At 62.4% G+C, this 12,039-nt stretch carries 10 protein-coding genes; 6 read left to right on the forward strand and 4 right to left on the reverse strand.

The genetic code is table 11. From position 1 onward, the window contains the following. Positions 1–90 precede the first annotated feature (90 nt). From ISP15_RS00400 to ISP15_RS00415, 4 genes are all read left to right on the forward strand, one after another. Positions 91–1,296: an acetyl-CoA C-acyltransferase gene (locus ISP15_RS00400; protein WP_404543824.1), complete on the forward strand. Its 1,206-nt coding sequence runs from the start codon at positions 91–93 to the stop codon at positions 1,294–1,296. Positions 1,297–1,533: 237 nt separating this feature from the next. Beyond that, positions 1,534–2,967 (forward strand): MDR family MFS transporter, encoded by a 1,434-nt coding sequence (locus ISP15_RS00405; RefSeq protein WP_404544348.1) that lies wholly within the window; start codon positions 1,534–1,536, stop codon positions 2,965–2,967. Positions 2,968–3,071: 104 nt separating this feature from the next. Then, positions 3,072–3,773 (forward strand): pirin family protein, encoded by a 702-nt coding sequence (locus ISP15_RS00410; protein ID WP_404543826.1) that lies wholly within the window; start codon positions 3,072–3,074, stop codon positions 3,771–3,773. A 19-nt stretch (positions 3,774–3,792) separates the two neighbouring features. Next, a complete protein-coding gene (locus tag ISP15_RS00415) occupies positions 3,793–4,800 on the forward strand; it encodes an NAD(P)H-quinone oxidoreductase (protein ID WP_404543828.1) in 1,008 nt (335 codons plus the stop codon). Between the two features lie 272 nt (positions 4,801–5,072). Here ISP15_RS00415 and ISP15_RS00420 read toward each other — a convergent pair whose 3' ends face one another. Further along, positions 5,073–5,318 (reverse strand): hypothetical protein, encoded by a 246-nt coding sequence (locus ISP15_RS00420; RefSeq protein WP_404543830.1) that lies wholly within the window; start codon positions 5,316–5,318, stop codon positions 5,073–5,075. 132 nt (positions 5,319–5,450) lie between these two features. Then, the gene (locus tag ISP15_RS00425; RefSeq protein ID WP_404543831.1) at positions 5,451–6,140 is read right to left on the reverse strand and encodes a response regulator; all 690 of its coding nucleotides are present in this window, start codon (positions 6,138–6,140) and stop codon (positions 5,451–5,453) included. 144 nt (positions 6,141–6,284) lie between these two features. Between ISP15_RS00425 and ISP15_RS00430 the strand changes: the two genes are divergently transcribed. Further along, positions 6,285–6,935 carry a response regulator gene (locus tag ISP15_RS00430; protein WP_404543832.1) on the forward strand — a complete coding sequence of 217 codons (651 nt, stop codon included), beginning with the start codon at positions 6,285–6,287 and terminating at the stop codon, positions 6,933–6,935. A 2-nt stretch (positions 6,936–6,937) separates the two neighbouring features. On the opposite strand, the gene epmA is transcribed toward ISP15_RS00430, so the two are convergent. Next, positions 6,938–7,912, reverse strand: coding sequence for an EF-P lysine aminoacylase EpmA (gene epmA / locus ISP15_RS00435; protein ID WP_404543834.1), 975 nt, complete (start codon positions 7,910–7,912; stop codon positions 6,938–6,940). Between the two features lie 5 nt (positions 7,913–7,917). Then, positions 7,918–10,311, reverse strand: a complete 2,394-nt coding sequence (gene ligA / locus ISP15_RS00440) for an NAD-dependent DNA ligase LigA (protein WP_404544350.1) — start codon at positions 10,309–10,311, stop codon at positions 7,918–7,920. Between the two features lie 279 nt (positions 10,312–10,590). On the opposite strand from ligA, the gene ISP15_RS00445 reads away from it, so the two are divergent. Further along, complete coding sequence (locus tag ISP15_RS00445; protein WP_404544352.1) at positions 10,591–12,003, forward strand: MFS transporter; 1,413 nt, start codon at positions 10,591–10,593, stop codon at positions 12,001–12,003. Positions 12,004–12,039: the final 36 nt, after the last annotated feature.

Here is a 12,039-nt window from a genome sequence, read left to right on the forward strand (position 1 = left end):
GCAAACGACACTGTCCTCCGGCGTTCGCCGGGAGACGAACAAGACCAAAGCGCGTCGCCGCGCATCGCGCGACGCCACGGAGCAAAGACCATGACCAAGCAAGTGCAAGATGCCTACATTGTCGCCGCCACCCGCACGCCGGTGGGCAAGGCGCCGCGCGGCGTATTCCGCAACACCCGGCCCGATGACATGCTCGCTCACGTCATCCGGGCCGTGATGGCGCAGGCGCCAGGTGTCGATCCACACCGCATTGGCGACGCCGTCATCGGCTGCGCCATGCCCGAAGCCGAGCAAGGCATGAACGTGGCGCGCATCGGCGTGCTGCTGGCCGGCCTGCCCGATACCGTGCCGGGCGTCACCATCAACCGCTTCTGTTCGTCCGGCCTGCAGGCTGTGGCGATGGCGGCCGATCGCATCCGCCTGGGCGAGGCCGACCTGATGCTCGCCGGCGGCACCGAAAGCATGAGCATGGTGCCGATGATGGGCCACAAAGTGGCGATGAACCCAGCCATCTTCGACAACGAACATATCGGCATCGCCTATGGCATGGGCATTACCGCCGAGAACGTCGCCAAGCAATGGAAGGTCAGCCGCGAACAGCAAGACGCATTTGCGGTGGAAAGCCATCGCCGCGCGCTCGCCGCCATCGCCGCCGGCGAGTTCAAGGATGAAATCACGCCGTTCCAGTTGAATGACCGTTACCCGGATCTCGCCACCCGCGGCATCAAGACCGACAGCCGTATCATCGACATCGATGAAGGCCCGCGCGCCGGCACCACGCAGGAAATATTGGCCAAGCTCAAGACCGTGTTCCGCAACGGCCAGTTCGGCGGCACGGTAACGGCCGGCAACTCCTCGCAGACCTCCGACGGCGCCGGCGCCGTATTGCTGGCCAGCGAACAGGCGATCAAGGACTACGGCCTGACCCCGCTCGCACGCTTCGTTGGTTATTCGGTGGCGGGCGTGCGTCCGGAGGTCATGGGCATCGGTCCCAAGGAAGCGATTCCGAAAGCGCTCAAGCAAACCGGGATCAAGCAGGACCAACTGGACTGGATCGAGCTCAACGAGGCCTTCGCCGCGCAGGCACTGGCCGTGATCGGCGATCTTGGCCTGGACACCAGCAAGGTCAATCCGTTGGGCGGCGCCATCGCGCTCGGCCATCCGCTCGGTGCCACCGGAGCCATTCGCGTTGCCACCCTGCTGCATGGCCTGCGTCGCCGCAAGCAGAAATACGGCATGGTGACCATGTGCATCGGTACCGGTATGGGAGCGGCGGGTATCTTCGAAGCGCTCTGAAATCATTGCACGGGCAAGACTCAAGGCGTCGTCCTGGTACGACGCCTTTTTCATTCGGTACATGAATCGCCGGCGACAGATATGACTTCGCGCTCTTGCCGCCCCATCGCAGCCAGCGAATAATGAGCGTGTTGCGATGCACAACCCCGTGCATCGACGTCCCGAGCGCTCCCGTTGTCTGCTGCCCAAGCCGACGCCCAGCGGATAGCGCTCGTACAGGAAACGATCGTGTCTGCGTTGATTGAGGAAAAGGTTGAGGCCCCGGCTACCCCGCAGCCGGCGTATCCCGACTACCGCAGCATTTCCCTGATCGTGGGCTGCGCCATCTTCCTTGAGCAAGTCGATGGCACCGTGCTCGCCACGGCGTTGCCTGCGATGGCCCGGGATTTCAGCGTTTCTGCGCCGGCAATGAGCGTAGCGGTCACCAGTTACCTGCTCGCACTGGCCATTCTCATTCCGGTCAGTGGCACCATTGCCGATCGCTTCGGCGCCAAGCGCGTGTTCAATTCGTCCATCGCCGTATTCATCCTCGGCTCGATCCTCTGCTCGCTCACCCACAGTTTGCCGATGATGGTGGCCGCCCGGCTGTTGCAGGGCATGGGGGGCGCAATGATGGCACCGGTCGGGCGGCTCATGATCCTGCGGACCGTGGAACGTCGCCACCTGGTGTCTTCCATGACCTGGACGTTGATGCCGGCCATCCTCGGCACGATGGCTGGACCGCCGCTGGGAGGGTTTATTGTCCAGTACCTGGATTGGCGCTGGATCTTCTACATCAACGTGCCGATCGGCGTGCTGGGTTACTGGCTGGTACGGCGTTATATCCCGGTGGTGCACGGCATTGCACGGTCCGCGCGTTTCGACTGGCTGGGTTTCGCCCTATGCAGCGCGGGGCTGGGTTGCCTGCTGTTCGGGCTGGAACTGTTCGGTGAAAACACCCGCGTGGCGAATGCGCTCGGCCTGATCGCACTGGGAGCTGCCGCGCTGCTGGCCTACGTATGGCATGCAAAACGCCGCGTCGATCCGGTCATGGACCTGAGCTTGCTGCGTATCGACTCTTTTCGCCTGTCGGTGGTGTCCGGTTCGCTGATGCGCATCACCCAGGGTGCCCAGCCATTCCTGCTACCGCTGTTGTTCCAGATCGGGCTGGGCTTTTCCGCCCTGCGCAGCGGCCAGCTGATCCTGGCGGTATCGCTTGGCGCCCTGATGGCGCGAGGATTCACTACGCGCATCCTGCGCCAGGTCGGCTTTCGCCGCGCCATGGTCTACAACGGCGTGCTGGCCAGCCTGGGCTACGCCGTCTGCGCCTTTTTCCAGCCGGAGTGGCCATTCTGGCTGATGTTCGGCCTGTTGGTGTGCTGCGGGGCCTTCATGTCGTTCCAGTTCGCCGCGTACAACACCGTAGCCTATGAAGCGGTACCTGCTGACCGCATGAGTGCCGCCAACAGTTTTTATTCCACGCTCCAGCAACTGATGCTGTCGGTAGGTGTTTGCTGCGGAGCGCTGATCCTCAAGTTCACCATGGCCGTTGGACAGAATGTCGAGCCGAGCCGGCTGAATTTTTCGGTGGCCTTCCTGATCGTTACCGCCATTTCACTGACTTCCACCCGCTGGCATCGTGCTTTCGCGCATGATGCAGGACATGAACTGAGCGGCCACCGCCAGCGCTGATGCAACGCGCAACGGGCAACGCACTGTTTCCCTGACAGCAGTTCCACGCCGCCGTGACCGGCCTTATGTTTGGCTGTCTGCGCAATTGCTCATAAGGTGGCCTCATGATCGAACGACGTCCCTTCGAAAGCCTGGGCCAAGCCGACCACGGCTGGCTCAAAGCCAGGCATCACTTTTCCTTCGCCAGCTATAACGATCCCAGCCGCATGGGCTGGGGCGCGCTGCGTGTGTGGAACGATGACACGATTGCTCCGGCGACCGGCTTTCCGCCCCATCCACACGCGGACATGGAAATCATCACCTATGTACGGGAAGGCGCGATCACCCACCGCGATAACCTTGGTAACGAAGGCCGTACCGAGGCGGGCGACGTGCAAGTCATGAGCGCTGGCAGCGGCATTACGCATAGCGAATACAACCTGGAACCCGGCACCACACGCATCTTCCAGATCTGGATCATCCCCGACCAACAAGGCAGGCCGCCGTCATGGGGCGCCAAGCCATTTCCTTCCGGCGAACGTTCCGGCCGGTTCACGCCGCTTGCAAGCGGATTCCGGGAAGACACGGAAGCCCTCCCCTTACGCACCGATGCACGTGTCCTTGGCATCACACTCAAGGCTGGCCAAACGGCGGCCTATATGCTCGGCAAGGATCGCTACGCCTACCTGGTGCCGGCCAAAGGGTCGGTAGACGTCAATGGCGTGCGCATCGGCGCCCGCGACGGCGCCGCGATTCGCGATGAAACCAGCTTGAACGTGAAAGCGCTCGAGGACGCCGAGCTGGTGCTCGTCGATTCCGCCAGATAAATACCCACGGAGCGACACGATGGCATCCATGCAAGCGATCGAAATCGCCCATCCCGGCGGACCTGATGTTTTGCGGCTGGTCGAAAGACCGATTCCGCAACCAGGGACCGGCGAAGTATTGATCAAGGTTGCCGCGTCCGGCGTCAATCGGCCCGACGTCTTCCAACGGATGGGTCGCTACGAACCGCCTCCCGGGGCATCCGATCTGCCGGGCCTGGAAGTGGCCGGCGAAGTGGTAGACGGGGATTTCAGCGGCCACAACCCATTTGGAATCAAGCGCGGCGATACCGCATGTGCGTTGCTCGCTGGCGGCGGCTACGCGCAATACGCGGTAGCGCCGCTTGGCCAATGCCTGCCGGCGCCACACGGGTTGAGCGTGCTGGAAGCCGCGTCGCTGCCGGAAAACTATTTCACCGTGTGGAGCAACGTGTTCGATCGCGGACGGCTCGGCAAAAGGGAAGATGGCTCTCCGGAAACGTTGCTCGTCCAGGGTGGTTCCAGCGGTATCGGCGTTACGGCCATACAGCTCGCCCATGCGCTCGGGCATCCTGTGTTCGCGACCGCCGGCAGCGAAGAGAAATGCCGCGCCTGCGAATCGCTCGGTGCGCGCGCCATCAACTATCGCACCGACGATTTCGTCGAGCGCAGCAAGGCATGGACGGATGGCATTGGCGTCGACGTGATTCTGGATATGGTTGCCGGCGATTATGTTGCCCGCGAAATCGAAGCGTTGGCCGAGGACGGACGCCTGGTCCTCATCGCCACCCTTGGCGGCAACACGGTCAGCGTCGATGCCAGCAAGCTCATGCGCCGCCGCCTCAACGTGACCGGCTCGACCTTGCGGCCGAGATCTCCCAGCTTCAAGGCCGCGATCGCGGCCAAGCTGTACGAATACGCCTGGCCGTTATTTGCCGAGGGACGCTTGCGTCCGGTAATCCACGCGACCTTTCCGGCCGCCAACGCGGCTGATGCGCATGCGCTGATGGAAAGCAGCGGGCATATCGGCAAAATCATGCTGCGCTGGTGATGCAAGGAGCCAAGGCCCATTCACACTATTGGCATGGCGCGCGCCAGCAGCTGTTTGCTCGCCAGCGAAGCAAGAACGAGGGAGTACGTCCGTACATGACCGGGTGCTGAGGCCATCTGGCGGCAGACCCCGCGCCCTTCGGGTTAACCTCGCGGTTCGTGAGGCAGCGCGCGACCTGCCTTGGCGGCAGGGCCTGCGCCACGCATAACCACTGACAGCCGCACAACGCTAACGCGGGCTACGCAGGTAGTGCGAACAGGCCACCTGGAGGGCTATTTTCTCTTGCGGCCATTGCTTTGCGTCACGTAGGCGGCGGAAGATTCGGCGATCATCTGCACCAGGGGAGTGGTTGAGTCCTTGCATGAATCGAACCAGTCCTTCGCCAATCGCCGCTGCTGCTGCGGGGATACGAACAGGAAATGATTAAGGCGATCCATGAAGACGGCACGCTGCGTCTTGCTCAGCACGCTATAACTGAGCAAGGCGGCAGAGACGGCGGCGTCGTATGACTCGTCCATAAGTCCCTTTGTACGTGAAAGGCCCACTGACGATCGGCCTCGACTGAACAGAGGCTATCTACATAGACAACCACGCGCTATCGGACCATGCCTATCGAACAACACGCCTACGCGCACAGTGCGTAGGATTTTTCACACAGAGCTGTCATCCCGCCTCGCGTTCTTCTGGGACGTCTGCGATGCCTGCACCAAGCCATGGGTCTGTGCGTAATTGAAGATATCGGTATCGTGTTTCAGCCCGAGCTTCTTCATCGCAGCCATCTTTTGTGCACTGATGGTCTTGCTGCTGCGGCCTGCGCGCAAGCCAATTTCCGATACGCTCAACCCTTCAGCGAACATGCGCAGCACTTCGGTTTCCCGTTTGCTGAGCTTCGCTGAACGCCCTTCCTCGCCCTCCTCCACCGCCTGGTTGACCAACTGCTCGACCTTGGGCGAAAGATAGCGATTGCCCAGGTGCGCCATGCGAATGGCCACCTCCAGCTGGGCAAGTTCATCGGATTTACTGACGATACCGGTGGCACCGACATTCAAAATACCCTGCATGACGGCACTGTTCTCGATACTGGTAAGCACGACCAGGCGTATCGCAGGGAACCGTCGTTTTAGAAAACGCAGCAGTGACAGGCCATCTCCGTAGCGACCGCCTGGCATGGAAAAGTCAGTGACCACAACATCGCAAATCGACCGGCCAAGCAAATCCACCAACGCCGTGGAGTCGGAGACCAGGCCGATCAACGCAATCCCCTCGAACTTGGATAACAGGTGCTCCATCCCGGCCAGCAAGGTCGGGTGGTCGTCAGCTACGGCAACCCGTATGGTCAAAGTAGGCTCCTCGAATCCGTGGACCGCTTGGGACGGCGCCTAAGCTAGCACAGCCCATAGTGCCCTTGCTGACGGGTTGTATTACGATGATCCGGGCGGCAGAAAGCCGTTTTCTGTCGATATCTGCGGATAGGCGCGACCAGGATGGACAACCATATTCGTGTCGTGTTGGCTGACGATCATCCGGTGATCCGGCTAGGTATCGAGGCAGCCCTCGACAGTCTCAACACGGTGCGCCGAATCGGCTCCGCGGTCGATTCCACGCAACTGGTATCCCTGCTCGATGCCGAACCGTGCGACGTGCTCATCACTGACTATGCCATGCCGGGCGGCCAATACGGCGATGGACTCGAACTGGTCGACTTCCTTCGCCAGCGCTATCCGGACCTGTGCATCATCATCATCACCAGCATGGACCGGGCCGTGCTGGTCCGCAGCCTGCTGGCGCGCGGCGTCAACGCCATCCTGAGCAAGGCCGACGACATGTCGCATCTGCGCAATGCGGTGCAGGCAGTACATCTGGGCCGCCGCTATTTCTCGCCGCGCATCACCAAGGTAATGAAGGCCTCGCATACCACCACTTCTTCCCGGCTGTCGCAACGCGAATCCGAAGTCATCGCCCTGTACGTGAGCGGCGACAGCATCAACGCCATCGCCGAAAAGCTCGGTCGCAGCAAGCAGACCATCAGCACGCAAAAGATCAGCGCCATGCGCAAGCTCGGCATCGAGCAGGATGCGGACCTGTTCAAATACGCAATCGAGCTTGGCCTCACGCAAAAGCCGTCCGGCAAATAAAATCAGGCCTGCGAGAACGGAAAAGCCAGCACGTCGCCGATCCGATCGGTACCCGCCAGGCACATGAGTAAACGCTCGATGCCCAACGCCACGCCGGCGCAATCAGGCATGCGTCCCAGCACCGCCAACAATGGTTCATCGATCGGCATCTCGCGCAGGCCGCGCTCGCGCCGCCGCGCATTGTCGCGCTCGAAGCGGAATCGCTGTTCCACCGCGTCGTTGAGTTCGTGATAGCCGTTGGCCAGTTCGTATGGCCCCAGGTACAGCTCGAACCGTTCCGCCAGTGGCGGCTCGCCAGGGCGCACGCGCGCGAGCGCGGACTGGCTGGCCGGGTAATCGTGGATCACCGTAATGCGGTCGCGCGGAAAAGCCGGCTGCAGTTCGTGGGTAATCAAAAGATCAAGCCAGTCGTCGCGCGTGAGTCCTTCCGGATCGATGTGGTAGCGGGCCAGCGGCTTGCGCAGTTCGTCGATGCTGGCATGCATCGGGTCCAGGCCCAGTTCATCGATGAAGAACTGTCGATAACCTTCTATCAGCACCTCGGCACGCCGCCCTACCAGCGCCAGTGCCGACTCGACCAGCATGATGGTCTCCTCCATCAACTGGCGATGCGTCCAGCCGACGCGATACCACTCCAGCATGGTGAATTCGGGATTGTGCCGCTCACCTGCTTCGCCGTTGCGAAAGACTCGACCGAGTTCGTAACAGTCGCCCACCCCATCGGCAAGCAGGCGCTTCAGGGGATGTTCCGGCGAAGTGCGCAGCCAGCGTTCACGCGCGCCAGCATCGACATGTCCATGGAAGGGCGCACTGAAACTTTCGATGTTGGGATCGGTATTGCCGGCCGCCGACAGGATCGGCGTTTCGACTTCCAGCACGCCGCGCTCGGCGAAGAACGCCCGGATCATCGCATAAAGTTGCGCGCGTCCTTGCAGGCGCCGGCGAAATGGAGTGAGGATAGTGCTGTTGGCTTCCATGGCGCTCAGGCTCCGTGCCGCTTGAGCAGATCAAGCAAACGGGCTTCATCCCATACGTCCACGCCAAGCTCGTTCGCCTTCTCGAGCTTGGAGCCGGCCGCCTCTCCCGCCACCACGAAGCTGGTTTTCTTCGAAACACTGCCCACCACCTTGGCGCCAAGCGCCTCAAGCTTTTCCTTCGCCTCATCGCGGCTCATGCCGGCAAGTGTGCCGGTAAGTACTGCTGTCTGACCCGCCAGCGGCAGCGCTTGGGCGTTGGCTGCAGCAGCTTGCGGTGTCGCCGCCAGCAGCCGATGCATGGCTGCCTCCGCCTCCTGCAACGCAGTGCGACGATCGGGATTGGCCAGGAATTCCGCCAAGCTGGATGCCGCATTTTGCGGCAATCCGGCGGTCATCCAGTGTGCGCTGCCGCCGGCGTAAAGCTCGTCGATCGACGAAAAATACGTGGCGAGCAGTTCCGCGTTGCGACGGCCGATGCCATGGATGCCGGCGTGCTCCAGCAGCACGGCCAAGCTCAGCTGCTGGTGCAGTCGCGGTGCGGGATCGGTCTCGTCGCTCAGCGTGATGCCGGCCTTCAATAGCGCATCCACAACCGCGCGGTTGCCATCCTGCCTGAAAAATGCGGCGATCGAACCGGCTACTTCGCCGCCGATGTCCGGCAATTCACGCAGAATCGCGGCGGGCATGCTGCGCACCCACTGCAGTTGCCCCAGCCAGCTCGCCAACGTCTTGGCGGTGCTTTCGCCAATGTGCACGATGCCGAGTGCATAGAGAAAGCGCGCCAACGTGGTGCGTTTGCTGTGCTCGATGGCCGCAACCAGGTTCTCCGCCCACTTGGTGGCCACCTTGCCGCCCTTGACTGTTTCGGGCGTAGTGCCGTCGCGCTCATCGGCACGCTGCTTCATCTCCAGGAAATGCTCGAGCGAGAGCCGGTACAGATCGGCTGGCGTGTGCACGTAGCCAAAATCCACCAGCGCATCGACGAAACGCTCGCCGATACCTTCGATATCCATGGCCCGCCGCGAAGCAAAGTGGATCAAGGCTTCCTTGCGTTGCGCAGGGCATACCAATCCGCCTGAACAACGCCATGCGGCCTCGCCTTCCTCACGCACCAGTGCCGAGCCACATACCGGGCAATGCGCCGGCATGGACCAGGGCTGCGTTCCGGGCGGTCGGCGATCCTCCATCACCCGCACCACTTCGGGAATTACATCGCCTGCCCGACGCACGATCACCGTGTCGCCCACGCGCACGTCCAGGCGCGCCACCTGATCGGCGTTATGCAGCGTGGCATTGGTTACGGTAACGCCTGCGACCTGCACCGGCGTCAGCCGTGCTACCGGCGTAGCGGCGCCGGTACGGCCGATCTGTATCTCGATCGCATCCACCGATGTGCTTTGCTCCTGTGCCGGAAACTTGTGCGCGATCGCCCAGCGTGGCGCGCGCGCGACAAAACCCATCTCGCGCTGGCCGGCGTAATCGTCCAGCTTGTAGACCACGCCGTCGATGTCGTAAGGCAGGCTATCGCGCTTGGCACCGATGCGCTGGAAGTAGGCGATCAGACCCTCGAAGCCTTTGGCGACGCCTACCTCCATCGACACCGGAAAGCCCCAGTCGCGTAGCTTCTGCAAGGTCTGGGAATGCGTCGGCGGCAAGTCGCCGCCCTCGACCAAGCCCACTGCATAGGCATAAAAGCTGAGTTTGCGCCGGGCGGTGATCGCCGGATCCAACTGCCGCAACGAGCCGGCGGCGCCATTGCGCGGATTAGCCAGCGGCCTCTCGCCGTGTTCGCGCGCATAAGCGTTGAAAGCTTCGAAATCCTTGCGCAGCATGATCACTTCGCCGCGTACTTCCAGTACGCGAGGCCAGTCCTCGCCGCGCAGCCGCAGCGGAATGGCGCGCACGGTGCGCAGGTTGGCGGTGACGTCTTCGCCGGTCTCGCCGTCGCCGCGAGTCGCACCTTGCGCAAACACGCCACCCTCATAGCGAAGGCTGATGGCGAGGCCGTCGAGTTTCGGCTCGACCGAGAACACCGGGTTGCGTCGCCCCAGGGCTTGTTCGATGCGGCGCTCGAACTCTGCCACCTCACGGTATCGCTCCCGGTCGCTGGCGCCCTCCTGTTCGAAGGCATTGCCCAGCGACAGCATCGGCAATGCATGGCGCACTTGCGCGAAGCCGCCGCGGGCACGGCCACCCACGCGCCGGGTCGGCGAGTCCGGTGTTGCCAATTGCGGGTATTCGGCCTCCAGCGCTTCCAGCTCGCGCATCAAGGCGTCGTACTCGGCATCGGTGATCTGCGGATCGTCGAGGACGTGATAGCGATAGTTGGCCTGGTCGATTCGCTTGCGCAGGTCGTCCGCACGATGCGCCGGCAGAAGGGATGCTGACGATTTACTCATGCTGGAAGTGTAACGATTCGCGGGGTTGCGGAGTTGCCGGCCGGTCTTGTTCCGGCGCGCGGATTCCAGCCGGCGCAAGGCTCGCGCGGCCGAAGCACCGGCGCGCAACATGCCGCATCCACTATGCGCTCCTGCTTCGTGAGTACGGGAGCCACGCCGGCACGTTCGAGCGCAGGCATTTCAGCCGATTCCACATTCTTTAAGCCTAATAACTGCCATAGCAGGTATCATACCGCCATGCCTTCCTCCCCTCCCGTTTCATCTGCCGCCGCTACGGCCATGGCGGAAACGGGCGCGACGATTTCCTCCCGGGAGCGCTATGGCGGCCTGATCTGGCTGGTGTCCGCGGCTTTCTTCATGCAGTCGCTCGATTCGACCATCGTCAATACGGCGGTCCCGGCAATCGCCACTGCCTTGCACGAGACACCGCTGAACATGCGCAGCGCGCTGACCAGCTATGTGCTCACCCTGGCCGTGCTGATACCGGCCAGCCCCTGGCTGTGCGATCGCTTCGGCACGCGCCGGGTGTTCGGTGTCGCCATCGGCGTATTCGCGATCGGCTCCCTGCTCTGCGGCGTTTCGCAAACCCTGCCGGAACTGGTCATGGCCCGCGTGCTCCAAGGGTGCGGCGGCGCGGCGCTGATGCCGGTGGGACGCTACGTGCTGGTCCGCACCATCGACAAGCGCGATTTCGTGCAAGTGATGAGCACCGTCGCCACCTTTGGCCTGCTCGGCTCGGTGCTCGGTCCGCTGCTGGGCGGGGCGCTGGTGGAATACACCAACTGGCGGCTGATTTTCCTGCTCAATGTGCCGGTGGGCATGGTCGGGGTGTGGCTCAACTTGCGGGAAATGCCCGAATACCGCCTGGATACCGCCCATCGTTTCGACCTGTTCGGCTTTCTGCTGTTTGCTGCGGCGTCCGCGCTGCTATTGGCTGCCTCCGAGTTTGCCGCCGACCAGACCGTGCGCTGGGCGCAAATGGGAATGCTGGTGATGTTGGCCCTGGTTTTTGGCATCACCTATGTCTGGCACAGCCACCGTATCGAACATCCGGTGGCCGACCTGAGCCTGTTGCGCGTGCGCAGCGTCTGGGTGGCGCTATCGGGCAATCTGCTTACGCGGCTCGGCATCAGCGGCATGTTCCTGCTGATCGTGTTGTTCCTGCAGGTTGGCTGCGGCTGGTCGCCGCTGATGGCCGGCATGATGATGGTGCCGCAGGCGCTGGGATCGATCAGCGCCAAATGGCTGGTGAATCGCATGCTGATACGGCTGGGCTACCGCCGCCTGCTATTTGGCAACACGCTGATCGTCGCCGTGCTGCTGGCGCTGTTCGCCCTGCTCGGCCCGCATACGCCGATGCTGCTGATCGCGCTGCTTGTGTTCGTATATGGCGGCTTCATGGGCATGCAATACACGGTCATGAACACGCTCGTCTATACCGACCTGGATATCAGGCACGCTTCGATGGCGTCATCGATGGCTTCCACCACGCAATACCTGTCGATGAGCTTTGGCATCGCCCTGGCGACCATCCTGATGCAGAACTTGCTGCATGGCCAGAGCAATGCCGCCTACGTGGCGGCGTTCCGCTGGACGGTGATCGTGCTGGCCGTGATTACGGCCATCGCCAGCCGTGTGTTTGCCAGACTCGACAAAGTCCCACCCGCGGGCTCGGTGTCATCCACTGCATGAACGGGTAGCATGGCAGGCATGCTCATGATCGATGGA

This window comes from Dyella jejuensis (assembly GCF_044904675.1).
In the GTDB taxonomy this organism is placed as follows: Bacteria; Pseudomonadota; Gammaproteobacteria; order Xanthomonadales; family Rhodanobacteraceae; genus Dyella_B; species Dyella_B jejuensis.